This window comes from Flavobacterium amnicola (assembly GCF_004122165.1).
In the GTDB taxonomy this organism is placed as follows: domain Bacteria; phylum Bacteroidota; class Bacteroidia; order Flavobacteriales; family Flavobacteriaceae; genus Flavobacterium; species Flavobacterium amnicola.
The window spans coordinates 112,901-138,853 of the sequence record NZ_SBKO01000003.1 but is presented as its reverse complement, the minus strand read 5'-3'; the positions used below and the strand labels follow the sequence as shown (position 1 = coordinate 138,853).

The 25,953-nt window shown below is 35.3% G+C and carries 26 protein-coding genes; 13 read left to right on the top strand and 13 right to left on the bottom strand.

Going from position 1 to position 25,953, the window contains the following annotated elements; all coding sequences use genetic code 11:
* Positions 1–133: 133 nt before the first annotated feature.
* From EQG63_RS08915 to EQG63_RS08895, 5 genes are all read left to right on the top strand, one after another.
* Positions 134–355: a DUF2795 domain-containing protein gene (locus EQG63_RS08915; RefSeq protein ID WP_002986941.1), complete on the top strand. Its 222-nt coding sequence runs from the start codon at positions 134–136 to the stop codon at positions 353–355.
* Between the two features lie 76 nt (positions 356–431).
* Positions 432–3,785 (top strand): preprotein translocase subunit SecA, encoded by a 3,354-nt coding sequence (gene secA, locus EQG63_RS08910; RefSeq protein ID WP_129436026.1) that lies wholly within the window; start codon positions 432–434, stop codon positions 3,783–3,785.
* A 66-nt stretch (positions 3,786–3,851) separates the two neighbouring features.
* The gene (locus EQG63_RS08905) at positions 3,852–4,571 is read left to right on the top strand and encodes an alpha/beta fold hydrolase (protein WP_129436025.1); all 720 of its coding nucleotides are present in this window, start codon (positions 3,852–3,854) and stop codon (positions 4,569–4,571) included.
* A gap of 1 nt (position 4,572) precedes the next feature.
* Positions 4,573–5,205: a class I SAM-dependent methyltransferase gene (locus EQG63_RS08900; protein ID WP_129436024.1), complete on the top strand. Its 633-nt coding sequence runs from the start codon at positions 4,573–4,575 to the stop codon at positions 5,203–5,205.
* 144 nt (positions 5,206–5,349) lie between these two features.
* Positions 5,350–5,751: a hypothetical protein gene (locus tag EQG63_RS08895; RefSeq protein ID WP_129436023.1), complete on the top strand. Its 402-nt coding sequence runs from the start codon at positions 5,350–5,352 to the stop codon at positions 5,749–5,751.
* Here EQG63_RS08895 and EQG63_RS08890 read toward each other — a convergent pair whose 3' ends face one another.
* Positions 5,752–7,155: an FAD-binding oxidoreductase gene (locus tag EQG63_RS08890; RefSeq protein ID WP_129436022.1), complete on the bottom strand. Its 1,404-nt coding sequence runs from the start codon at positions 7,153–7,155 to the stop codon at positions 5,752–5,754. It lies immediately after the preceding gene.
* Position 7,156: 1 nt separating this feature from the next.
* On the bottom strand, positions 7,157–8,092 hold the full coding sequence (locus EQG63_RS08885) for an SRPBCC family protein (protein WP_129436021.1): 936 nt from the start codon (positions 8,090–8,092) through the stop codon (positions 7,157–7,159).
* A 225-nt stretch (positions 8,093–8,317) separates the two neighbouring features.
* On the opposite strand from EQG63_RS08885, the gene meaB reads away from it, so the two are divergent.
* On the top strand, positions 8,318–9,400 hold the full coding sequence (gene meaB / locus EQG63_RS08880; RefSeq protein WP_129436020.1) for a methylmalonyl Co-A mutase-associated GTPase MeaB: 1,083 nt from the start codon (positions 8,318–8,320) through the stop codon (positions 9,398–9,400).
* Between the two features lie 15 nt (positions 9,401–9,415).
* Here meaB and EQG63_RS08875 read toward each other — a convergent pair whose 3' ends face one another.
* From EQG63_RS08875 to EQG63_RS08855, 5 genes are all read right to left on the bottom strand, one after another.
* Positions 9,416–10,300: an NHL repeat-containing protein gene (locus tag EQG63_RS08875; protein ID WP_129436019.1), complete on the bottom strand. Its 885-nt coding sequence runs from the start codon at positions 10,298–10,300 to the stop codon at positions 9,416–9,418.
* Positions 10,301–10,324: 24 nt separating this feature from the next.
* Positions 10,325–10,831 carry an acyl-CoA thioesterase gene (locus EQG63_RS08870; RefSeq protein WP_235827825.1) on the bottom strand — a complete coding sequence of 169 codons (507 nt, stop codon included), beginning with the start codon at positions 10,829–10,831 and terminating at the stop codon, positions 10,325–10,327.
* Positions 10,832–10,882: 51 nt separating this feature from the next.
* Entirely contained in the window at positions 10,883–11,473 is a 591-nt protein-coding gene (locus EQG63_RS08865; protein WP_129436018.1) for a TetR/AcrR family transcriptional regulator, read from the bottom strand.
* Between the two features lie 120 nt (positions 11,474–11,593).
* Complete coding sequence (locus EQG63_RS08860) at positions 11,594–11,821, bottom strand: hypothetical protein (RefSeq protein WP_129436017.1); 228 nt, start codon at positions 11,819–11,821, stop codon at positions 11,594–11,596.
* A gap of 41 nt (positions 11,822–11,862) precedes the next feature.
* Positions 11,863–13,245: an MATE family efflux transporter gene (locus tag EQG63_RS08855; RefSeq protein WP_129436016.1), complete on the bottom strand. Its 1,383-nt coding sequence runs from the start codon at positions 13,243–13,245 to the stop codon at positions 11,863–11,865.
* A gap of 76 nt (positions 13,246–13,321) precedes the next feature.
* Between EQG63_RS08855 and EQG63_RS08850 the strand changes: the two genes are divergently transcribed.
* On the top strand, positions 13,322–13,795 hold the full coding sequence (locus EQG63_RS08850) for a hypothetical protein (RefSeq protein ID WP_129436015.1): 474 nt from the start codon (positions 13,322–13,324) through the stop codon (positions 13,793–13,795).
* On the opposite strand, the gene EQG63_RS08845 is transcribed toward EQG63_RS08850, so the two are convergent.
* Positions 13,792–14,667 carry a PPK2 family polyphosphate kinase gene (locus EQG63_RS08845; protein WP_129436014.1) on the bottom strand — a complete coding sequence of 292 codons (876 nt, stop codon included), beginning with the start codon at positions 14,665–14,667 and terminating at the stop codon, positions 13,792–13,794. The two genes, EQG63_RS08850 and EQG63_RS08845, sit on opposite strands and share 4 nt — an antisense overlap.
* Before the next feature lie 37 nt (positions 14,668–14,704).
* Between EQG63_RS08845 and EQG63_RS08840 the strand changes: the two genes are divergently transcribed.
* The 6 genes from EQG63_RS08840 (at position 14,705) to EQG63_RS08815 (ending at position 21,223) form a co-directional block, all read left to right on the top strand.
* Positions 14,705–15,526: a DUF6929 family protein gene (locus EQG63_RS08840; protein WP_129436013.1), complete on the top strand. Its 822-nt coding sequence runs from the start codon at positions 14,705–14,707 to the stop codon at positions 15,524–15,526.
* Between the two features lie 19 nt (positions 15,527–15,545).
* Entirely contained in the window at positions 15,546–15,992 is a 447-nt protein-coding gene (locus EQG63_RS08835) for an SRPBCC domain-containing protein (RefSeq protein WP_129436012.1), read from the top strand.
* A 165-nt stretch (positions 15,993–16,157) separates the two neighbouring features.
* Entirely contained in the window at positions 16,158–16,658 is a 501-nt protein-coding gene (locus EQG63_RS08830; protein ID WP_164974490.1) for an RNA polymerase sigma factor, read from the top strand.
* Positions 16,658–17,572 carry a hypothetical protein gene (locus EQG63_RS08825; protein WP_129436010.1) on the top strand — a complete coding sequence of 305 codons (915 nt, stop codon included), beginning with the start codon at positions 16,658–16,660 and terminating at the stop codon, positions 17,570–17,572. Before EQG63_RS08830 ends, EQG63_RS08825 begins: the two co-directional genes overlap by 1 nt.
* A 38-nt stretch (positions 17,573–17,610) precedes the next feature.
* Positions 17,611–19,503, top strand: coding sequence for a vWA domain-containing protein (locus EQG63_RS08820; RefSeq protein WP_129436009.1), 1,893 nt, complete (start codon positions 17,611–17,613; stop codon positions 19,501–19,503).
* A 166-nt stretch (positions 19,504–19,669) separates the two neighbouring features.
* On the top strand, positions 19,670–21,223 hold the full coding sequence (locus EQG63_RS08815; RefSeq protein WP_129436008.1) for a vWA domain-containing protein: 1,554 nt from the start codon (positions 19,670–19,672) through the stop codon (positions 21,221–21,223).
* Positions 21,224–21,271: 48 nt separating this feature from the next.
* On the opposite strand, the gene EQG63_RS08810 is transcribed toward EQG63_RS08815, so the two are convergent.
* From EQG63_RS08810 to EQG63_RS08790, 5 genes are all read right to left on the bottom strand, one after another.
* Positions 21,272–22,906, bottom strand: a complete 1,635-nt coding sequence (locus tag EQG63_RS08810) for an ABC-F family ATP-binding cassette domain-containing protein (RefSeq protein WP_129436007.1) — start codon at positions 22,904–22,906, stop codon at positions 21,272–21,274.
* Between the two features lie 114 nt (positions 22,907–23,020).
* Positions 23,021–23,239 carry a putative signal transducing protein gene (locus EQG63_RS08805; RefSeq protein ID WP_129436006.1) on the bottom strand — a complete coding sequence of 73 codons (219 nt, stop codon included), beginning with the start codon at positions 23,237–23,239 and terminating at the stop codon, positions 23,021–23,023.
* 4 nt (positions 23,240–23,243) lie between these two features.
* Positions 23,244–24,053 carry an alpha/beta hydrolase gene (locus EQG63_RS08800; protein ID WP_129436005.1) on the bottom strand — a complete coding sequence of 270 codons (810 nt, stop codon included), beginning with the start codon at positions 24,051–24,053 and terminating at the stop codon, positions 23,244–23,246.
* Positions 24,054–24,065: 12 nt separating this feature from the next.
* On the bottom strand, positions 24,066–24,701 hold the full coding sequence (locus EQG63_RS08795; RefSeq protein ID WP_129436004.1) for a DEAD/DEAH box helicase: 636 nt from the start codon (positions 24,699–24,701) through the stop codon (positions 24,066–24,068).
* Positions 24,702–24,774: 73 nt separating this feature from the next.
* On the bottom strand, positions 24,775–25,938 hold the full coding sequence (locus tag EQG63_RS08790) for a sigma-54-dependent transcriptional regulator (RefSeq protein WP_129436003.1): 1,164 nt from the start codon (positions 25,936–25,938) through the stop codon (positions 24,775–24,777).
* Between the last annotated feature and the right edge of the window lie 15 nt (positions 25,939–25,953).

Here is a 25,953-nt window from a genome sequence, read left to right as displayed (position 1 = left end):
TATTACGAAACCCTAAAAACAGGACATTAAGTATTAAAAAAACACGTTCTTAAAAAGATTTGAAAATAAATCAAAAAAAACTTGATTTTTTACGTAGAAAAATTATTTTTGCATAAATTAAAAATTTACAGCAATGTATTGGACATTAGAATTAGCATCTTATTTAAGTGATGCTCCGTGGCCTGCTACTAAAGACGAATTAATCGACTATGCCATTAGAACTGGTGCTCCACTTGAGGTGGTAGAAAACCTGCAATCTATTGAAGATGAAGGAGAAATTTATGAGTCAATGGAAGAAATTTGGCCTGATTATCCAACAGACGAAGATTATCTTTGGAATGAGGATGAATATTAATCATACAACCTACTAAAAAAGTCTCATTGGAGACTTTTTTTTTGGTTATTTTTGCACACATTATAAACAAACCATTATGAGCTTCATAAACAGCATATTAAAAGCATTTGTTGGCGACAAATCAGAAAAAGACGTCAAAGCCATTCAGCCTATTATTACTAAAATAAAATCTTTCGAAAGTAGCCTTCAAGCACTTTCAAACGATCAATTAAGAGCAAAGACTGCCGAGTTCAAAGAAAAAATAAAACAAGCTCGCGCAGACAAAGACGCTAAAATTGAAAAACTAAAAAGCGAAGTAGAAGCCATCGTTGATATCGATGCTCGTGAGGAAGTATATCTTCAAATCGATGCTTTGGAAAAAGAAGCATATGAAATTTCAGAAAAAACATTAAACGACATTCTTCCAGAAGCTTTTGCTGTAGTAAAAGAAACGGCTCGTCGTTTTAAAGAAAATACAGAAATTACAGTTACGGCAACTCCTAAAGACAGAGAATTATCAGGTTCCAAACCTTACATTTCGATTCAAGGAGATAATGCTGTTTGGTCGAATTCTTGGGATGCGGCTGGAAAAGCCATCACTTGGGATATGATTCACTATGATGTGCAAATGATCGGTGGTGTAGTTTTACATCAAGGTAAAATTGCCGAAATGCAAACTGGGGAAGGAAAAACGTTGGTAGCTACCCTACCGTTATATTTAAATGCATTAACTGGAAATGGTGTACACTTAGTAACCGTGAATGATTACTTAGCACGTCGTGATAGTACCTGGAAAGCACCTTTATTCGAATTCCACGGAATGACAGTTGATTGTATCGACAATCACCAACCGAATTCTGATGCTCGTAAAAATGCTTATAATGCCGATATCACCTACGGAACAAATAACGAATTTGGATTCGATTATTTGCGTGATAATATGGCGCATTCGCCAAATGATTTGGTGCAACGCAAACACAATTATGCCATTGTCGACGAGGTCGATTCAGTATTAATTGATGATGCTCGTACGCCATTAATCATTTCTGGTCAAGTTTCCGATGGTGACCGTCACGAGTTCAACGAATTAAAACCAAAAATTGAAGATTTAGTTGGAATTCAACGTCAATTAGCCAATGGCTTCTTAACCGAAGCTAAAAAATTAATTGCGGCAGGAAATACCAAAGATGGAGGGTTCCAATTATTAAGAGCACACCGTGCCTTACCAAAAAATAAAGCGTTAATCAAATTCTTATCGGAAGAAGGTGTAAAACAATTACTTCAAAAAACCGAAAATGAATACATGGCAGACAACAACCGTAAAATGCCGGCTGTTGATGAAGCCTTGTACTTTGTTATCGAAGAAAAAAACAATCAAGTTGAATTAACCGAAAGCGGAATTCAAGAATTGTCAAAAAATACCGATCCAACCTTCTTCGTTTTACCAGATATCGGAACAGAAATTGCCCGTATCGAAAAAGAAAACCTTTCAAAAGAAGAAGAAGCAGAACAAAAAGAACATTTATTTGCTGACTTCTCGGTAAAAAGCGAGCGTATCCATACGTTAACGCAATTACTTAAAGCATATACCTTGTTTGAAAAAGACACCGAGTATGTGATCATGGAAAACAAAGTCATGATTGTAGACGAGCAAACGGGTCGTATCATGGATGGTCGTCGTTATTCTGATGGTCTACACCAAGCGATTGAAGCGAAAGAAAATGTAAAAATTGAAGACGCTACGCAAACTTACGCTACTATTACACTTCAAAATTACTTCCGTATGTACAACAAACTGGGAGGTATGACAGGTACAGCAGTAACAGAAGCTGGTGAATTTTGGGAAATATACAAATTAGACGTAGTAGAAATTCCAACAAACAGAGGAATTTCTCGTATTGATAAAGAAGATTTAATTTATCGTTCGGTTCGTGAGAAATTCAACGCCGTTGCAGAAGATGTACAACAACTTTCAGCAGCAGGAAGACCAGTATTAATTGGTACAACTTCAGTTGAAATCTCTGAATTATTAAGTCGTATGCTTAAAATGCGTGGTGTAGAACACAACGTATTAAATGCTAAATTACACAAACAAGAAGCACAAATCGTTGCTGAAGCTGGTAAACCAGGCGTAGTAACCATTGCCACCAATATGGCAGGTCGTGGTACCGATATTAAATTGACTGACGAAGTAAAAAAAGCAGGTGGTTTAGCGATCATTGGTACCGAGCGTCACGATTCTCGTCGTGTAGACCGTCAGTTACGTGGTCGTGCAGGTCGTCAAGGAGATCCAGGAAGTTCTCAATTCTATGTTTCATTAGAAGATAACTTAATGCGTTTGTTTGGTTCGGATCGTGTGGCGAAAATCATGGACAGAATGGGCTTGAAAGAAGGTGAAGTAATTCAGCATTCAATGATGACCAAGTCTATCGAAAGAGCGCAGAAAAAAGTAGAAGAAAACAACTTTGGAACTCGTAAGCGTTTGTTAGAATATGATGACGTGATGAACTCACAACGTGAAGTAGTATACAAACGTCGTCGTCATGCTTTACACGGTGAGCGTTTAAAACTGGATATTGCTAACATGATTTATGATGTGTGTGATGCCATTGTAGAGAAAAATAAATTATCGAAAGATTTCAAAAACTTCGAGTTCGAATTGATTCGTTTCTTATCGATTACTTCACCTGTTTCTGAAGCTGATTTCGCGAGATTGACAGATATTGAAATTACTGGAAAAGTATATCATGCAGCAAACGAGTATTACATTGCTAAAAATGAAAGAGATGCCAAAGAGGCCTTCCCTATTATTAAAAATGTATTCGAAAATCCAAACAATCAATTCGAGCGTATTATTGTTCCTTTTACTGACGGAATTAAAACCTTAAATGTGGTGACCGATTTACCAAAAGCCTACGAAAGCCAAGGTAAACAATTGGTAGCCGATTTCGAAAAGAACATCACTTTAGCGATTGTAGACGAAGCGTGGAAAAAACATTTACGTAAAATGGACGAGTTGAAACAATCGGTTCAATTAGCCGTTCACGAACAAAAAGATCCATTATTGATTTATAAATTCGAAGCCTTCAATTTGTTCAAAAAGATGTTAGACGGAATTAACAAAGAAGTAATTTCTTTCTTGTTCAAAGCCGATTTACCATTACAGAACAACATTCAGGAAGCGCACGAAGAAGTCCGTCGCGAAAAATACAACGAAATCAAAGACGACGTGTTGAATATGGAAGAACAAGCCGAGCGTAATCGTGAAGCGGGGAACACACAACCACAACACCATCAAGTAACGGAAACGATTGTACGTGACCAACCGAAAATCAACCGTAATGATAATGTAACCATCAAACACATTATGAGTGGAAAAACGGAAACGATGAAATTCAAGAAAGCAGAAAGCATGTTAGCTTCAGGCGAATGGATTTTGGTTCACGAATAATTTAAATTATCACAATAAAACAATCCCTAATTACCATTTGTAGTTAGGGATTTTTTATATTTGAAAATGAAAAAAATTACCGCTCTACTCCTATTATTCAGCCTATCCCTTTCGGCACAAATAGAAAAAGATATCAAGCTGTTAGACAAAAGCAGAAATCGTGAAATTCCAGTGGCAATATATCTACCAAAGAAAATTCAAAATACACCTTTAGTTATTATTGGGCACGGCTATAACTTTAATAATCCAGGCGCCAACAAAGGCTATTCGTTTATAGCCAAAGCATTAGCCCAAAAAGGCTATTTGGTTGCCAGTATCCAACACGAATTACCAACTGACCCAATAATGCCAGCTACCGGAGACATTCAGGTGGTGCGAAAACCATTTTGGGAAAGCGGCGCTGCCAATATTTTATATTTGATAAAGGATTTTAAAAAGCGTTATCCAAAATTAAATTTCAATAAAATCATCTTAATCGGACATTCTATGGGTGGCGATATTTCAACAACTTTTACTCAAAAATATCCCAAATTGGTATATAAGCTGATAACTTTAGACCAACGAAGAGTAGCTTTCCCTAGAACGGACAACCCTAAAATTTATTCGTTGCGTTCGAGTGATCAAGTGGCAGATGAAGGCGTACTACCATCCGATGAAGAACAAAAAAAATTCAATATTACGATTCAAAAACTACCCAATACCATTCACAATGATATGAATGACCATGCCAATGCTATTCAGAAAAAGGAAATGTTGGATTGGATTTTAAAATTCACACTAAACTAACATGAATCCATCTTGTCCGCTTTGTCATAACACTAGTGCACTATTTTGTGATTACAAATCTAGAATCTATTTAGAATGCGGTACTTGCAAAGGCATTTTTTTACATCCTGACCAATACATGGATTTTGAAAACGAAGAAAAACATTACCGTTTTCACAATAATGATGTTGAAGACCAAGGATACCAAAACTTTGTTTCCCCGATTACGAATGGAATTTTGACCGATTTTTCGAAAGAAGATTTTGGATTAGACTTTGGAGCAGGAACCGGCTCAGCAATTACAAAAGTGCTTCGTGACAATAGTTATCAAATCGTTGAATACGATCCCTATTTTCATCCGTTTCCCGATGTATTAGAAAAACAATACCATTACATTGCCTGTTGCGAAGTCATAGAACACTTTCATCATCCTGACAAAGAATTCGGATTATTACAAAAACTTTTGCAACCTAATGGAAAATTGTATTGTATGACGCATTTAAATAGTCCAGAAATCGATTTTTCAACTTGGTATTACAAAAATGACCATACCCACGTTTTTATGTATCAGAAAGAAACTATGGCATGGATTGCCAAAACCTTTGGCTTTGCGGAAGTAAAAATTGAAAACCGATTGATTGTTTTTTCAATCTAATATTACTTTCTTCCAAAATCAAGTTGGCCACGAATACACTAATTAATTTAAAAAAAGTTCCAACTCAAAAATTATTCGTGAATTCATAGTCAAAAGATTTATATATAATATTGTACCCTTATCTTTGTATAAATATTTTTTCATATGCCGAATACTGAAACCTACACTCAATTTTTCCAAACCGTTCGAAATAGTATTGAAAACAAAACCTTTGCAAAATTGACTTTGGCTAAAACCATAGGGCAACCCGAATTGCAAAATATTTATATTAGAACAGCGGTTGAAGATGGTGTTTTAAAATTATCGGTGACGCATAAAATCTACAAAGAGGGTTTACAGGAAATTGAGAAGATTGTTGATTTGGACCAATTGGAAGCGGAAGCCATTCCGTATATCAACAATCCGTTTATGTCGGTGTTACTCTTCACTACTGAAGCCGATATCACCATGAAACTCAATAAAAAAAGAGTGGCTTCCATTACAGAACAACCACCCACTTTTAAGAATGCTGATGCGGTATTATTAGACTTTTACAATTCTAAATAATTATAAATTCTCAGGCAAAATTTTCCCAGGATTCATGATGTTATTCGGATCAAAAATGTATTTAATTTGTCCCATCAGTTCCAAATGACTTTTCGAAAAGCGAATGTCCATATAGTTTTTTTGCACTAGACCAATTCCATGTTCACCGGAAAGTGTCCCTTTTAACGACACCGTCAATTCAAAAATTTCACGGATGCCTTTAGGCACTTCTGTCTTCCAATTCTCGTCCGACATATTTCCTTTGATGATGTTCACATGTAGGTTTCCATCACCGGCATGACCATAACAAACCGATTGGAATCCGTATTTAGTTCCAATGGTTTTGATTCCTTTCAATAAGGTTGGCAATTCATATCGAGGCACTACAGTATCTTCTTCCTTATACACCGAATTTGCTTTAACAGCTTCGGCTACTGAACGACGCATTTTCCATAAGGCATTTTTTTGCTCTTCGGTATCAGCAAACAAGACTTCATCAATTTCAAATTGCTCGACCACTTCCATGATTTTTTCGGCTTCTAGCATTAAAATTTCAGGATAATTACCATCGACTTCAATCAATAAATGCGCTTGATGTTCCGGTTGAATGGTCACACTTATTCCATCCACAAATTTTAAAGTCCAATCAATGGCATCGCGCTCCATAAATTCTAAGGCGCTTGGTACAATTCCCGCTCTAAAAATGGCTGAAACCGCTTCACAGGCTTGCTCTGCTTTAAAAAATGGAACCAGCATTAGTACATTATGATTGTTTTTTGGCCACAATTTCAGTACTGCTTTGGTAACAATTCCAAGCGTGCCTTCACTGCCCACCATCAGTTGTGTTAGATTATAACCTGTTGAGTTTTTTAAGGTATTGGCACCCGTCCAGATGATTTCACCGTTAGGCAATACCACTTCTAGATTCAACACATAATCTTTAGTTACCCCATATTTTACGGCTCTTGCTCCACCGGAATTTTCAGCAATATTTCCTCCAATAAAACAACTTCCCATACTACTTGGATCGACTGGATAAAACAAGTTTTTTTCGGCCACAGCATCACGCAGTACTTGCGTAATCACACCTGGTTCGGTAATTACTTGTCCGTTTTTTTCATCGATTTCAATGATTTTGTTTAGTCTTTCAGTAGACAAACCAATTCCTTTCAAGATACACAAAGCGCCACCGCTCAAACCGGTACGTCCACCAATGGGAACAACAGCGGTATAATAGGTATTGGCCAATTTCATAATGGCAGAAATTTCTTGAGCATTCGCGGGTTTTACTACCACATTGGGCGGAAAACTCAAATCTTCGGTTTCGTCGTGACCGTAATGTTTACGGGTTTCTTCGTCAGTAAACACATAGTGTTCGCCAACTACTTGTTGGAGTTTGTATAGAAGTTCGGGTGCAATTGACATTTTATATTTTTTTTTCGCTTTCTAATTTAATATGATTTAAAACTCTTTCATGTATTCTATGTATGATAAAATCTGACCAAACTTCCCAATAAAATTCGGGTTGAATAGCTACTTTATAAAAAGTAGTTCCTTCTAATTTGGTTTTATTATCTGTCATTTCAATTAATTTAAATTGACCTTTGTAAGAACGAAAATAGCCATCTAAATGAGGGGGATGAATATCCCAAAACGGATTCCATTCATTCATAGGAATTGGTTGTTTTACAACATTGAATTGTAATAAATTAGGCTCATCCCAAGTTGTAATTGGCTCCACAAAACTACCTGTAGTAAAATTACAATATCGAATTGCTCCAACCCCTTTTCCTTTTATTGTGGCATCGGTTGGATAAGAAATTCCAGTTTTAAAAATTAATTCTTTTGGTTCGGGAATCTTATTAAAAGTTACTACATTTTTCCATACTTTTTCTACTGAAGAATTTACAACAATTGTAGTTGTTACTGGAATCAATGTTGGTTCTTTTTTTACATAATCAAACCCCATAAAACTGAATGAAAAAAATAATAAAATTATAGTAATATTACTGCTAGATATTTTTTGTTTTACACTTAAAAAATACCCCAAATAGGAACCTATCCAAGTCAATAACATAAAAATTGGTAATGACATTATAATACAAATTATTCCTTCAAAAGCAAATAATAGCAATCCCAAACATGAAAAAGCAAGAGTTACAAAACCCAATTTAGAGCTTTTCTTTTTTGAAATTCCATCCGCTTTACCAACGATAAATGAAGGCAAAAAGCCAATAAGAACGGGTGCAAAAACAAATACCGACCAGCCATAACTTTTAAAAAATTCAATTGAAAAATACCCTAATAAAAAAGTAATTAAAATTGTTACTATAATTGAAATGGCTTCTATTTGTTTTTTCATTGAAATCTAATTTCAACAAATTTAATAAACTTAACCACAAGGAATGCAAAGATTTGTAGCAAAGTTGTACCCCTAGCCCCGATAAAAGCGGCATCCTTTTTGTTTTGGTGGCTTCGAGAACCTCAGCCACCAAAGACGAGAACCTCAGCCACCGAAACAAAAAGATATAGCGGATAGCGGGAAATCGCTTCAAAAAATTCTTATTTTTACAGAAAAGAATACACTTTGAACCAGAATTCTAAAAAATCGGCCTTAAAAGAAAACGATGGCATCGAGCAACCCGATAGCATTAGTGCGAAATCTGTGGTTCAAATTCAACATTTTAGAAAGCGGCAACCTTCTGCAAACGAATTAATTACTGCTATTTTAAACGGAGATAAAACGGCTTTGAGTCGCGCCATTACATTAGTTGAAAGCACAAATCCGGAACATTTAGAAAAAGCCAATGAGGTCATTCAAGGTTGTTTACCACATGCTAATAAATCGGTTCGAATTGGAATTACTGGTGTTCCCGGTGTTGGGAAAAGTACGTTTATTGAAGCTTTTGGAAAATATTTGACTTCACTTGGAAAAAAAGTGGCTGTTTTGGCGGTGGATCCGAGTAGTTCGATTTCACATGGTAGTATTTTGGGGGATAAAACCCGAATGGAAGAATTGGTAAAGGATGAAAATGCTTTTATACGTCCGAGTGCTTCCGGAGAGAGTTTGGGTGGTGTGGCTCGAAAAACGCGTGAAAGTATTATGTTGTGTGAAGCCTGTGGGTTCGATACCATTTTAATTGAAACGGTGGGTGTGGGTCAAAGTGAAACGGCTGTGCACAGTATGGTGGATTTCTTTTTACTTTTAAATTTGGCTGGTGCTGGAGATGAACTGCAAGGAATTAAACGCGGGATCATGGAAATGGCCGATTTGATTGTGATCAATAAAGCCGATGGCGATAATATTACGAAAGCCAAATTGGCGAAAACCGAATACAATAGAGCTTTGCATTTATTTCCTATGAAGAATTCGGGTTGGTCTCCAACGGTCACTACTTGTAGTGCTATTGAAAAAGAAGGCATTGATTCGGTTTGGAAGATCATTGAGGAATATTTCCATTTGACTAAAGAAAATAACTATTTCAATACCAAAAGAGCCAATCAGAATCAGTATTGGTTAATGGAAACAATTAATGACCAATTGAAAAATAACTTTTATAACAATCCTGAGATTATTCAATTATTGGAAGAAAACAAAAAAGCAGTGTCAACCAATGAAATTTCACCGTTTGCTGCTGCTTTTTTGTTACTAAAAAAATATTTTAAATAATATCCTTTTGATTTTTTAGTGGATATATAACGATTCTTTTGAAGGAATTGAGATAAAGTTTAAGGTTCCGTCTGCCATTCCAGGCACTACTAATTTATTTTTAAAAACGGTAAAATCAGCTGGTCCATTGATAAAATCATCCATTTTGAAAACACCAATTTTATTATCTGCCAGTGTCATTGTAGCTAAAATTCCTTTTTTCTCAAAAGCCATCCAATTCGAAAAATAAACTACGCCTTCATAAATATGAATCCCATCGTAATACCCTTCAATGGAAGTAATTTGTGTGAATTTGTTGTCATTCAAATTAATGTATCCAATGATTCCGTTTTGACTTCCGTTGGTTCCGAAACCATTTACGTATAAACGAGACGCTGCTTTATCCACATACAATCCGTTAACACCTGGTACTTCTTTTTCAATTACAACTTCTGAGAATGTTTTGCTGGCCAAATCTACTTTAAAAAGTTTGCTTACATCGGTTGCCGAAACATAAAGTGTATTTTTATCGAATACCGCAATATCATTCAAAAATGACGTTTTCCCATTAAAGTCAATGTCGTATAATTTATCTCCTGTATTGACATCAAAAGCCATTACTTTATCAATATCCGTTAAAAACAATACATTTCCATCTACTGCTAGCCCTTTAGGAGCATGTAATGTTTCTCTAACAAAATAAGGATTAACAATTTTCCCTTCTTTATCTAATTTCAAGATTTTACCGTCTCCATCTTTGTCTTTTGGACTTAAAGTCACACCAATATCGGCAATAAAAAGATGATCATCATGACTTACTACGCTTTCAATATGATGAAAACCACGTACCGTTTTTATGCTTTGCGCATTTACAGCACCAATTCCTAAAACAGCAGTTAAAACTGCATAAATTTTTCTCATTTCTCTCATTACATTTTGTGTTTATTAATTTTTACTTGGGGTTATTCTCAGTGATAATTTTAAATTTTCCAATCGTTCTTCAAATGAAAATGCCTTAGGTAGTGGATTTTCAACTTGTTTGAAAAATGCTATTAACGCCTCAGAATGTATTGTACTTCGGTTAATTTTTAAATCGTAATGCACCAATTTGGTCCACAATACCGCTTTTACATTTGTTTTATTTTCATCCCACATTATGGCTTCGACCACAAGAGATTTGTCGGTAAAGCTTATTAATTGCGATTGAATCACAACCGTCTCCATTAAAGTGGCAGGATATAAATAAGCAATTTGATTTTGTGCCACGACCCAGCCTAGTCCTTGCTCTCTGACTATTTTATGAACGTCAAAATCATACGATTCTAAAAGCTGGTCTTCTCTTGCATTGATAATGTAATCAATGTATTTGGAATTATTCAAATGATTGAACGGATCACAATCCGGAAATCTAATTTTGACTTTACTTTCGATTATTTTATCCAATTCTTTCATTCCATTATATTTATAAAAAATACCAAATGGTATATTTTTTTGTAAATTTTTTTACTTTTTTATAGAAAGTACGTAACGTTCCAGATAATCCATTGAAGAATTAAGAGAATTCATTTTTTTTGTCACTTTGGCTTGTAAAATACCCCCTTGCATAATCGAAATAAACACAGAAATGAATTCATTAATATTCAAATCTGACTTTATTTCACCGCTACTAATTCCGTTATTAATATGATTTTCAAGAGAATTTTTCCAAAAATTATAAGCCCCTTCTACTTTATCTCGTAGTAATGGGTGCGTATCATCGGCCTCAGTTGATGTATTTGTAACTGGACAACCAGAAATCAAAATGGGATTCGTCAAAAAATTTCGGTACGTTTCCGGGTAGACTAATAACTTCTCAACCACAGTCTCTTTAGCGTCCATTTTACTTCTAATGTATAACACCAAACGTTCAAAATTGTAATCAAAAGCAGCCAAAGCCACCTGATCTTTATTTTCGAAATTACCGTAAATACTACCTTTAGTCAATCCAGTTGCCTCAATCAAATCATTAATAGAAGTCCCTGCATATCCTTTGGTATTGAATATGCAAGCTGTTTTTTCTATTATATATTGCTTGGTACGATCTGCTTTTGACATTTTAACTTACGCTGTAAAGCACAAAGGTATAAAAAATACCGATTGGTATTAAAATAATTTCTAAAAAAAGAGTTAAAGTTTTTAACCCTAACTCTTTGTACTTTAATAGAATATAAAAAATTACTCTTCGTATCGTTCCATTTCGCGATCATAGAATTCGCCTGCCAATGTAATTAAATGTTCCATTTCAGCTTCCATTTCGTGTTCGTCTTCGTCATCTAATTCTTCGATAAATTCAACCGAATCATCTTTCAAATTAATTAAAAAACGTGGGTATTCTAAATGAATGATAAAAATATCATCGGGAAAATCAGAGTTGTCTGCTAAAACGAATTTTGGTAATTCCATATATTATAAGGATTTAAGATTAAGTAATTAGGATAAAATTCCTAATCTAAATGATGATGAACTATTAGTTTTTTTGATAATTTATTGAAGCGAAGATACAAAAAAAGTGCGGCAACCGTTAAACCGGCAAGCAAGCCAATCCAAACCCCGATTGCTCCCATTCGTGCTTTGTTGCCTAGATAAATTGAAATAGGAAATCCTACAACCCAATAGGCTACAAAAGTAATATACATCGGAATTTTTACATCTTGAATGCCGCGTAAAGCTCCTAAAACGACTACTTGTACGCCGTCAGAAATTTGAAAAATAGCCGCAATGATCATCAAATTAGAAGCAATTGATATCACTTCTGCATTGTCTTTTAACTGTAAAACATTTTCGGTATTGACGAACAATTCCGGTAATATATTGTGCAATAGAACAAATAACAAAGCGAAAGTTCCTTGCACAATTATGGCTAACAAAAAGATAGAACGTGCTACAATTCGCAACTTAATAAAATCGCCAATTCCTTTTTGATTTCCGATTCTAATCGTTCCAGCCACACTTAAGCCCAACACAAACATGAAAGTGAATGTTGCCAATGTTAATGCAATTTGATTGGCGGCCTGACTGGTTTTTCCAATGGTACCACACAACCAGATAGCTCCTGTAAACAAAGCCACTTCAAAAAACATTTGCATCGCCGAAGGCAATCCCAAACTGATAATTTTTTGCGTCATTGATTTCCCTATTCCTTTCAAACTAAATCCGTCAAAATAGGGTTGAAATTTAGCTTTCGATTTTAAAGCAAAATGAATATAAATCAACATGATACAACGTGAAATAACCGTTCCTACTGCAGCTCCCATCATGCCCATTTTAGGAAAAATCCAAACCCCGTAAATCAAAACAATATTCAATAGTAAATGCACCACATTACAAAGTAGATTTGCCCACATGGCGTATTTGGTCTCCCCTTTTCCATCGGCAAACTGTTTGTATCCTTGAAAAATAATCAGTGGAATTAAAGAAAAAGCAACTAAATCTAGAAAGGGTTTTGCTAATGCTACTACTTCCTTCGGCTGTCCCATATACACAATCAAAGGCTTCGCTATGTAAATTAATCCGAATAACGAAAATCCTAATATCGTACACAAAACCAATCCGTGATGAAACACGCTTCGTCCTTTCACCAAGCTATTTTCACCATCAGCTTCTGCAATAAGCGGTGTAATCGCTGTCGAGAAACCAATTCCAAGTGACATTCCAATAAACACAAAACTATTGGCCAAAGACGCCGCCGCTAACTCGGTAGCTCCCAATTTACCAACCATAACATTATCTACAATACCCACAAGCGTATGCCCCAACATTCCCAATATAATAGGATATGCCAGTTGAATATTCTCTTTGAATTCTCGAGTATAAGTAGAAAGTTTCATTTTAGAAATTTTGACAAAAATACAATAATTAACAAGGATTCCGAGTTAAATAAAAACACTTTAAATCAATAAAAATATGAATTCTAAAGGAAAGTCTTTATTCTTAATCCTCTTCATTTTAGCAACAACAACCGTCTTCGGACAAAAAAAAGTAGGTGATATGCGTCTTGGCTATGGCATTAGTGGTGGCATCACTATGAATAATTATTCAGGGGCTGTTGGCATAGACGGACGCTTTCAATATGATATCACTTTAAAGACTTCTTTAATTGGAACCACCGGTTATACCCATTTTTTCAGCAATGAACTTCCCGATTTGGCATATGTACCAGCAAAAGTAGGTTTCAAATCCCATATAGGAGAACAAGTGTATGTTTTAGGCGAAATTGGCGCTGGCTTTAGTACTACCGGAATGGGTATTTCTCCCCTTTGGAATCCAGGAATTGGCATCGCCACCAAACACATCGATATTAGTTTACGCTATGAAAACTTGCAAAAATTCGATACCGGACAATTCGCCTTGCGATTGGCTTATGGTTACAAACTTTAACCTTCCAATTGTTTCTTAAATTCTGCAAAATTGGCTTTTACTTTTTCGTCTAATTCCGGTTCTTTGACATCGGTATATTTTTGCATTTCTTCCCAAATAATTTTTCCTACCATATAGCGCGCCATTTCTTTGTCATCAGCAGGAATGATAAACCATGGTGCGTTTGGTTTGGACGTTTTATTAATGGCTTCTTCGTAGTAGTTCATATAATCGTCCCAACGTTCGCGTTCTTTTAAATCGCCAGGCGAAAATTTCCAATGATGTTCGGCTTCTTCCAAGCGACGTAACAAACGTTTGCGTTGTTCTTCTTTACTCATGTAAAAGAAAAATTTTAAAATAATCGTGCCGTTTTGTGTAATGTGCTTTTCAAAATTATTGATTTGCTCAAAACGGTTTTCCCAAAATTGCGGTGTAATGTCTTCTACTTTTTCGATTCCAGGTAAATTTTCATTCAAAATATATTCCGGATGTACACGAGTCACCAGTACATTTTCATAATGTGTTCGATTAAAAACGGCAAACTTCCCTTTTTCAGGTAAAGCCAAATAATGACGCCACAAATAATCGTGCTCCAATTCCGTTGAATTAGGTGTTTTAAAACTATGTACCAATACCCCACGTGGATTAAATTCTTTGAAAACTTCACGAATCAAACTGTCTTTTCCCGAAGTGTCCATCCCTTGCAAACAAATAAGTACGCCATAGCGGTTGTGGGCATACATAACGTCTTGCCATTCACTCAAGGGCTTTTGAACTTCATCCAATAAAATTTCTTTTGCTTTGTCTTTCAAATCGTTGTCCAATTCTGTCGGAAAATCTTTCAACTGAAAAGATTTGGTAATTTTAAAATCGTCTGGATTAAAAACAGCCATAGTTTTGATTTATATTTGTTAGTAGAATAGTAAATATATGGAAAAATTTCAACTTTTAGCTTACCTTACTCTCAAAGGAATTGGTTCTGCCAGTGGCATTCTACACTATAACGATTCGCTTTATATCATTTCCGATAACAGTTCGTATTTGTATGAATATCAAATTATAGATAAGAATTTACATAAAATTGAACTAGTTGAAAATCCACAGGAAAACATTGCAAAAAAAGACAAACCCGATTTTGAAGCAATTACTAGAGAAGGCAATAACTTACATATTTTTGGTTCTGGTTCTACAAAAAATAGAAATCGAACGTTTTCGTACCATCTTGAAAATAAAAAAATAAAAGAGAAAGATTTAGGTCCGATTTATCAAAATATCAAAACCAAATTCAATATTTCAGATGATGATTTGAATATTGAAGGGGCTTTATTTTATAGAAAAGAATTATTGTTGTTTCAACGCGGAAATGGTGCAAATTCTAAAAACGGAATTATTAAAATAGGCATAGAACCCGATGAAATAACATTTTTTCCAATACAATTACCGAAGATCAAACATGTAGAAACCAGTTTTACAGATGCCATTTTGGTTGACAAAAAGATTTATTTCCTTGCCGCTGCCGAAGATACCACGTCCACTTATGAAGATGGTGAAGTATTGGGAAGTATTATTGGACGTATTGATTTAGAAACCTTTCAATTAGAGAAATCAATTCAAATTACCGACAAACATAAATTTGAAGGTCTGACGCTCTACCAAAAAAATAAAGAAGAGCTCACTTTTTTACTTTGTGAAGACAACGACACGGAAGATTTGAATGCTACTATTTACAAGTTGGTTTTGAACACAAAATAAGCAACCTAAGATTGAAATTATGAATCCAAATTCTGATCGTGAAATTTTTAGTTCGAGAGTTTTAAATCATCCTATTGAAACTGTTTATGAAGCATTTTCAAATCCAAAACATTTAAAAAATTGGTGGGGACCAGAAGGTTTTACCAATACAATTCATGAATTTGATTTAAAGCTTGGCGGAAAATGGATTCTTACCATGCATGGTCCTGAAATTGGTAATTATGAAAATTCATCTGTTTTTAAAATAATCGAACCACTTAAATTAATTGCTTGGACAAGAGTGTCACAACCCTATTTTGACATGGAAATTGGTTTTAAAAAGGAAGATGATTCAAAAACAGAGATTTCCTTTTTGATGATTTTTGATACCATTGAGGGCTGTGAAAAAATTAGAAAATTTGCGGAACCGAAAAATGAAGAAAATTTTGACAGATTGGAAAAAGAAATTTTAAATATGGTAAAGTGAGTTAAACCTTTACCTATCAACGAATTTTAATAAAATCAAAAACGGTGCTTTGCAGTAAAAATTATTTTTTTTACATCCTTCCCAACCTTTTTATAAATATTGTTCTCTTTAGTTATAAAGACATTCATTGTGATAAACGAAAATCTAATAATCGCCTGTAAAAAAATGCACCGAGACGCACAACGTCAGGTGTATGAGATACTAGCACCCAAATTATATCGGGTGTGTAAGCGCTATCTCAAAAAAGAGGAAGAAATTGAAGAAGTATTGGCCGATGCCTTTTACATCATTTTTACCAAAATGGATCAGTTGAAAGAAATTGGTGCCTTTGAAGGTTGGGCTCGAAAAATTGCAGTGAATCAATGCTTGCATCAATTGAAGAAAAATGTGAATTTCAATTTGTATTTGGAAGACCATTCGTTCAAAATTCAGCCACAAAGCGCCACGGATACCCAATTGGAAGAAGAAGACTTATTGAATTTACTCAATTTTATTCCGGAAGGTTGCAAAACGGTTTTCAATTTGTTTGCTATTGAAGGTTTCGGGCACAAGGAAATTGCCGCTATGCTAAATATTTCGGAAGGCACTTCCAAATCACAATTGAATGCGGCAAAATCAAAATTAAAAGATTTAGTAAACAATCTTTATTATCAAAAAGCAAAGTAATGGAACATCAAGATAATTTATTCGAACAATTTAAAAAGGCAGCCGATACCTCGGAAACCAAAGATTTTCCTGGAATGGAAAAAGTATGGTCGCGCGTAGATGCCAAACTCGATACGCAAGTGTATGTCGAACAAAAAGGAACTAACACTTCCTGGAAAAAGTTTGCCATTGCGGCTTCTGTAGTAGTGGGAACTATGTTTGCTTATCAATTTTTAAAAGAAGAGGAAAAAACAATACCAACGCCGCAAAACACGGTTGTGGTCAATGATTCTATTTCTTCTGCCATTGAAAATGATTCAACAGCAATTGTTGCGGCGCAAAACGAAAGTCCGTTGGATAAAGTAAAAGCAGAAAAAGTTTTAGAAATACAACTAAACAATCCAACTCCTGTAGCAGTCAATGAAATTTCGGCAGCAACAATGGAAGAAAAAGTAGAGGCCGCAGCAAGTCCTATGGAAGCACCTTCCAAGGATAAAAAAGAGGATGATTCTTTTTCAAAAGGTCAAATGTACGGAGCCGTTGGCGTGAAACAAGCTAAAGCAGCCGAAGAAGTCGCTGACCTTAGACAAGATTCGGAAAGTAAAAAACAAGTCGCAAGAAAAGCAGCGCCTTTGGTAGTCGTGGATGGAAAAGCAACGGATAAAAAAGTTTCTGACATTCAAAATTCAGAGGATTTAGAAACCATCGTTGAATTGAAAAACCCGCTCTATATTATTAACGGAGTAGAATATACCGAGAAGGAAATGTTTGGGCCCAACCCTTCTTCTCCTTATTATCCGCTCAACAAACAAGAAATCGAATCGATAACCATTTATCAAGACGATGAAGCCATTGAACGTTATGGTGAAAAGGCTAAAAACGGTGTGGTTATTGTCAAAACTAAAAATGGGAAACCCATAAAATCTACTAGATAGTCTAGAAAAATCATTATTAACAACAAAAAAATTAAGCCATGAAAAATTTCAAAATTATTTCATTAGGGATTGCTATGCTTATAAGTGTCGTAGCATTAGCACAGGAGAAAACTATTACTGGAACAGTTTCTGACGCATCTGGACCCTTACCTGGCGTAAATGTTATGGTAAAAGGAACGCAGAGAGGAACTGCTACATTATTTGACGGGACATATACCATCAAAGCCAAAGAAGGAGAAACTTTAGTGTATAGCTTTATGGGCATGCGAGATGCTCAACGCGTGGTAGGAAAAGCTAACGTAATCAATGTAGTATTACAAGATGATTCCAAAGCATTAGGTGAAGTCGTAGTTACTGCGGTCGGATATAGAAAAGAAAGTAGAGCCGATCGAAATTCGAAAAAAGTAAAATCTGTGCATCAAGTATTGGGAAGTCCTATTTCTGGAGTTCAAATAAGTCACGACGACAAAGGTTTTTATTTTGGTCGCGATAAAAAGCATGAAGGGACTAAAAACAATCCAAACGAAAACGAGGATTATGGAGTATTATTAGAAAACGTATTTGAAAGTCCGAAGCAATCGCCGCTTTCCACTTTTTCTATCGATGTCGATAATGCTTCTTATACCAACATTCGTCGTTTTATCAATAACGGACAAAAAGTGCCAACCGATGCGGTGCGTGTGGAAGAAATGGTGAATTTTTTCAAGTATAAATATGCACAACCAAAAGGTGAAGATCCGTTTTCAATTACGACCGATTATAGCGATTGTCCGTGGAATCCGAACAACAAATTGGTTCGCATTGGATTACAAGGCAAAAACATTCCAACAGATAATCTTCCTAATTCGAACTTTGTCTTTTTAATTGATGTTTCAGGTTCGATGAGCGATGAAAACAAATTGCCTTTACTAATTCAATCAATGAAAATTTTAGTAAACGAATTGCGTGCAGAAGATAAAGTTTCGATCGTTGTGTATGCTGGAGCAGCAGGATTAGTACTTCCACCAACCAATGGAAACAAAAAGGAAACCATCATCAATGCCTTAGAACAATTAAACGCTGGTGGAAGTACCGCTGGTGGTGCTGGAATTCAATTGGCTTATAAAATTGCCGAAGAAAATTTCATTAAAGGAGGAAACAATCGTGTGATCTTAGCTACTGACGGTGATTTTAACGTAGGCGCTTCATCCGACAATGATATGGAACGATTAATTGAAGAAAAAAGAAAATCAGGGGTATTTTTAACCTGTTTGGGTTACGGAATGGGGAATTACAAAGACAGTAAAATGGAAACGTTAGCCGATAAAGGAAACGGCAACTATGCCTATATCGATAACATTCAAGAAGCCAATCGTTTTTTGAGTAAAGAATTTAAAGGCTCGATGTTTGCGATTGCCAAAGATGTAAAAATCCAAATTGAATTCAATCCGAAACATGTACAATCGTACCGTTTGATTGGCTATGAAAACAGAAAATTACGTCCGGAAGATTTTAAAAATGATGCCATCGATGCGGGCGAATTAGGAAGTGGTCATACCGTAACGGCTTTGTATGAAATCATTCCGACTGGAGTAAAAAGCAAGTACTTTGATGAACCCAACGATTTAAAATATTCCAAAGTGAATTCAAATGAAAACAATTATAGTGATGAATTGGCAACAATCAAATTCCGTTATAAAAAACCAGATGGTGAAAAAAGTATTGAAATGGTAAGCACGATTGCCAATCAAGCGAAAACTATAGAAAAAGCTTCTGATGATTTCAAATTTGCGACTGCTGTAGCCTGGTTCGGATTAAAAATGAGAGAATCAAAATTAATTAGTACCAGTACAACGGAAGACATTAAGAATCTTGCTAAACAAGGATTATCAAATGATACAGATGGTTACAAAGCCGAATTGATTCGATTAATTGAAAATGTACGATTGTAGTTGTGTTTTATATAGTTTGGTTAGATCCCTAAGAATTAAATTCTTAGGGGTTTCTATTTTGTGTTGAAATTTTCGCAAATATTTAACATTTTTATTAAAAAATAGGCATGTGTTTTGTTTCAATAACAAGAAAAAACTTATTTAAAAATCCTTTAAACAATTTGGTATGAAAAAGCCTTTCCTTATGCTAGCTGGACTAGCATTGTTCTTTGCATCGTGTAAAGAAAATCAATACATAGATCAATCGGAAGCAGCCAGTGAAATTATAGTCACAGATGCAATGAATGAAGTCCCTGAAATGTATACTCCCGAAAGTAAAAACCAGGAAAGTTATGCCGAAATAGAGGAAAATAAGTTTGAAAACCCCAAGACAAAACCCCTATCCACGTTTTCAATAGATGTTGATAATGCTTCTTATACCAATATCCGTCGATTCATTAATAACGGACAAGAAATTCCTAAAGACGCTGTTCGTTTAGAGGAAATGATGAATTACTTCTCCTACAATTATCCGCAACCTAAAGACCAACATCCATTCTCCCTAAATACAGAATACAGTGATTGTCCTTGGAATTCAGAACATAAACTGATAAAAATTGGACTTCAAGGCAAAAAAATAGCAACGGACAATCTTCCTGCTTCAAATATTGTTTTCTTAGTAGATGTTTCAGGTTCTATGAGTGATGAAAATAAACTCCCATTATTAAAAGAGTCTATGAAAGTTCTTGTAAAGGAGTTACGTTCTGAAGATAAAGTCTCTATTGTAGTTTACGCAGGTGCAGCTGGAATGGTATTACCTCCAACTCCAGGAAATGAAAAAAGTAAAATTATGAATGCCTTTGATGACTTAACAGCTGGTGGAAGCACTGCTGGAGGTGAAGGAATCGAATTAGCCTACAAAATTGCAGAGGAAAATTTTATAAAAGATGGAAATAACAGAATTGTTTTAGCAACAGACGGCGACTTTAATGTAGGTGCTTCATCTGATAAAGAAATGGAAAACTTAATTGAAGAGAGACGTAAAACTGGCATCTTTTTAACTTGTTTAGGCTACGGTATGGGAAATTATAAGGATAGTAAAATGGAGGTCCTAGCTAATAAAGGAAATGGAAATTATGTCTACATAGACAACATGCAAGAAGCCAATCGCTTTTTAGGAAAAGAATTTAAAGGATCAATGTTTGCTATTGCTAAAGATGTAAAAATTCAAATAGAGTTTAATCCTAAATATGTGCAATCGTACAGATTAATTGGCTACGAAAACAGAAAATTAAACGATGAAGACTTTAAAAACGATGCCATTGATGCTGGCGAATTAGGAAGCGGGCATACTGTAACTGCTTTATATGAAATTATCCCAACAGGAGTTGAAAGCAATTATACTCCTTCAAAATTAAAATATACTTCTAATGAAACTGTGAGTACATCAAATTCTGATGAGTTGGCTACAATTAAATTCCGTTACAAAAAACCAGATAGAGAAAAAAGTATCGAAATGGTACAAGTTATCCCGAATACCTCTAAATCATTAAAAGCTACAAGTCCTGATTTCAAATTTGCTTCATCAGTAGCTTGGTTTGGGATGAAACTACGAGATTCAAAATATATCGAAAATAAAGAAATCGAAGATATTGTTAGTCTTGCAAAAGAAGGACTTGACAATGATTCTGAAGGTTATAAAGCTGAATTTATTAGACTAGCAAAAAGTGCTAAAATCTAGAGATGAATGATAAAAAAAGGGATGAAATTCATCCCTTTTTACTTTAGTTTATTTTTCTATTTCTTTCAAGCTTTCCATTTTTTTGTGAGCTAAGAAACCTTTGATGTCTTCAAAATGTTCTTTGACACGTTTATGACCAAACTCAAAAACTTTTTCGGCCAAGCCATCCAAGAAATCACGGTCATGTGATACTAAAACCAAGGTCCCGTCAAAATCTTTCAAAGCATCTTTAATAATATCTTTGGTTTTCATATCCAAGTGATTGGTAGGTTCATCCAAAATTAAAAGGTTTACAGGCTCTAACAATAATTTAATCATGGCCAAACGTGTTTTTTCGCCACCCGAAAGTACTTTTACTTTCTTTTGAATATCATCACCTTTGAACATAAAGGCTCCCAATAAATCTTTTATTTTCGTTCGCATATCTCCTACTGCAATGGCATCAATGGTTTCAAAAATGGTCATTTCGCCATCGAGTAAAGCGGCTTGATTTTGGGCAAAATAACCAATTTGTGAATTATGACCAATTTCCAATCTACCTCCGTCAATATCAATTTCTTTCATTATGGCTTTAATCATGGTCGATTTACCTTCCCCATTCTTTCCTACAAAAGCCACTTTTTGTCCACGTTCAATTACTAAATTAGCGTCTTTAAAAACCACGTGATCGCCATACGATTTTGTCAAGTCTTCCACCACAACTGGATATTGTCCGGAACGAGGCGAAGGCGGAAATTTAAGCTTTAAAGCCGAAGAATCGACCTCATCGACCTCCACAAGCACTAATTTCTCCAACATTTTCACACGAGATTGCACCGCATCCGTTTTGGAAAATGTTCCTCTAAAACGATCAATAAAAGCTTGATTATCAGCAATAAATTTTTGTTGTTCGTCGTAGGCTTTTTGTTGGTGCACTCTTCTGTCTTTACGCAATTCCAAATAATGCGAATACACCGCTTTATAATCGTAAATTCTACCCATTGTTACTTCAATGGTTCTATTGGTAATATTATCAACAAAGGCTCTATCGTGGGAAATAATCATTACCGCTTTGGCTTGATTGATTAAGAAATCTTCTAACCATTGAATACTCTCCATATCCAAGTGATTGGTAGGCTCATCCAATAAGATCAAATCAGGCTTTTTCAACAGAATTTTGGCCAATTCGATACGCATACGCCAACCTCCTGAAAACTCGGAAGTTTTACGGTTAAAATCTTCGCGTTCGAAACCCAATCCTTTTAATACTTTTTCGACTTCCGCTTCATAATTCACTTCTTCAATCGAATAGTATTTTTCTGAAAGTTCTGAAACACGTTCAATCAACTTCATATACGCATCGCTTTCGTAATCGGTACGAATGGTTAATTGTTCATTGATTTCGTCAATTTCTGCTTTCATATCCAAAACATCCGCAAATGCTTTAGAAGTTTCTTCCATTACCGTACAGTCATCTTTGGTCAACAAATGCTGTGGCAAATAGGCAATAACTGCATCACTTGGTGCTGAAATATTACCGCGAGTCGGTTTGTTTTCCCCTGCCACAATTTTCAACAACGTCGATTTCCCTGCACCATTTTTACCCATAAGGGCAATTTTATCATTTTCATTGATGGCAAAAGTTACGTCACTAAAAAGTGTGGTTCCGCCAAATTCAACGGCGATGTCGTTTACTGTAATCATATTAAGATTGTTCGATTATTCGATTTTTTGAAGGTGCAAAGATAGGGGAATTAATAAAATAAAAAAGACCACTTTAGAGTAGTCTTTTCATATTTTTTTTACAAATTAAGTACTTTAAATACTCAATCGGAATTCTTCAATTACAGGATTTGCTTTTCCGAAATCGGTTTCTTGAATAAAAAGTTCAACAGCTTGATCGGCAGTACCAAAACCCGAAACTCTTCCGGATTGTATGTTGTTTTTAGCTATTGTATTTACGCCTGCTTCTTCTAATTTAACTTGTAAGGCTTGTGCTAAAATTTCACTTCCTGAAAACACCTTCATTAATCCCATACTCTTATTTTAATATTTGTTGTAATTCTTTTAAATACTCTACATTGTCATTCATCTTGGAATGTCCTTGTCCTTTTAATGTAAAAAACTTATCGTTTTTCTTTAATAATTTGCTCAATCGTACCGCATGATTATACCCAATGACCGCGTCTGTAGTGCCGTGAAAAATAAAAATAGGTGCTTTTATTTTAGGGATAAAATTATTCGTCATGAAAGCGAATTTTTTCAGGAAATCTGGAAAAAAGGGAGCTCTTTCAGAAGACAATTCGGTGACATTATAATAGGGTGACAATAAAATTAATTTTTTCGGGTTATTTTCAGCCGCCAAATAACTGGCTAAACCGGAGCCGATTGAATATCCTGTTATGATGACATTTTTCTCATCATATCGTTTGATTAATTTTTGATAGGCGATAGAAATATCTTTATAAATCTGCTCTTCATCTTCGATAGCCCCTTCACTTTTACCAAAACCTCTATAATCTAATATAAAAATATCATATCCGAATTGTGTATAATTATCAGCAATATCTCCCCACGTATCTAATGCACCTCTATTTCCATGCAGATAAAAAATGAGCCCTTTCGAATTTTCAGCTTTAAATAAAACTCCATTTAATTTGGTTCCATCAAAAGAAGGAATGGAGAATTCTTCAAATTTCTGATTGAAATTAAATTTATAATCCGCCGGCAACTTCGAAGCCAAGAAAACCATTTCTTGCTGGTTGATATAAAAATACCCAACGGCAAATAAATAAAGGATTGCAAAAAGACTCACAACCGAAATAGCAACAAATTTTAGAGCTCTCACCATAGCTAACAGATATTAATCTTCTTCCTCTTCTTCATAATCTTCCACCCCAAACAAGAAAGGCTCTAGCATGATTTTATCGGCTAATACCTCTACTCTTTCGGTCAAATCGGCAGAAAAGAAAATACGTTGTGTTTTTTCGACACTCATCGACAAACGTTGCACGATGGTATCACTTCGGAGTTTGAACAATTCATCGGCATCATCTACCACGAAAATCTTAATGGTATTCATGTTAAACCCTGCTGTGGCGAACATGGCATTGATGCGAGTTGGAGTTCCGACCAATACGTCTACCCCTAAGGAAATTTGATTTTTATCATAATCCAAATCGCCTTTTTCATGCGTTCCAAAAACACGCAAATCGGTGTACTTGGCAAACTTTTCAAACATTTCTAGCATGGCTAAAACAGCCTCTTTATCTTTCACTAGAATTAAAGCACGAGTTGATTCTCCGACTGCTTTTTCTAATTTTTGAATCACCGTATAGACAATGGTAGTCGATTTCCCTTCCCCCTTCGGAAGGATAACAACAGCATCTGCACCGCTTTTAAGGGTACTCCAACAATCGGATTGTACTTCAGTGGCTTCTGTTATACCGTTTTCAATAAGGGCATTTTGAAGGTTTGGATTTATTTTTTTTAAATTCATATGTTTAAAGTTAACAGTTAACGGCTAACAGTTAAGTTCGAAATTTTTAAACTTAAAACTGTAAACCGTAAACTTATTTCGATGCAAACAACTTCACATCATTTTCTGAAATTTCATTTCCGCCCAGAATAATAAGGCGTTCTACCACGTTGCGAAGTTCACGAATATTTCCGGTCCAATCGTATTCTTGAAGCAGTTTAATGGCTGCTTTAGAAAATTCTTTACGAGCGCTTCCATGTTCATCTGCAATTTTTCTTGCAAAATGTTCAATTAAAGCTGGAATATCATCTCTTCTGTCATTCAAAGCTGGCACTTTGATTAAAATTACCGCCAAACGATGGTACAAATCTTCACGGAAACGTCCTTCTTCGATTTCTTTTTTCAAGTCTTTGTTGGTAGCAGCTACCACTCGAACATTTACTTTAATGTCTTTATCGGCACCTACACGTTGAATCAAACCTTCTTGTAAAGCACGTAATACTTTTGCTTGAGCGGGCAAACTCATGTCGCCAATTTCATCTAAGAAAATGGTCCCTCCATCAGCAGCTTCAAATTTACCGGCACGATCTTTTACGGCAGAGGTAAAAGCGCCTTTCATATGACCGAACAATTCGCTTTCAATCAATTCGGAAGGGATTGCCGCACAGTTTACTTCAATTATAGAAGCATTACAACGTTCGCTTTTTTCATGAATTTGGTGTGCTACCAATTCTTTACCTGTTCCGTTTGGACCGGTTATGAGTACACGCGCTTCGGTTGTGGCAACTTTTTCAATCATGTCTTTGATATGATTGATCGCTTCGCTTTCCCCTATCATTTCGTAGTTTTTAGAAACTTTCTTTTTCAAGATTTTATTCTCTACTACCAATTGTTTTCTGTCTAAAGCATTACGAACAGTATTGAGCAAACGATTCAAATCGGGCGGTTTCGAAATATAATCGAAAGCGCCTAATCGCATTGTATTGACCGCTGTTTCCAAATCACCATGACCTGAAATCATGACCATCGGAATTTCCGGTTTTATTTTTTTGATGGCTTCCAATACCTCAACACCATCCATTTTTGGCATTTTGATATCACAAAGGATCAAATCATAATCGTCGTTTTTGGCTTTTTCAAGACCTTGAACACCATCCTCCGCTTCATCTACTTTATAAGTATCGCTTTCTTCCGAAAGAATTTTTACTAAAACTCTTCGAATAGCTGCTTCGTCTTCTATGATTAATATTTTTGACATATCAGTTTATATGTG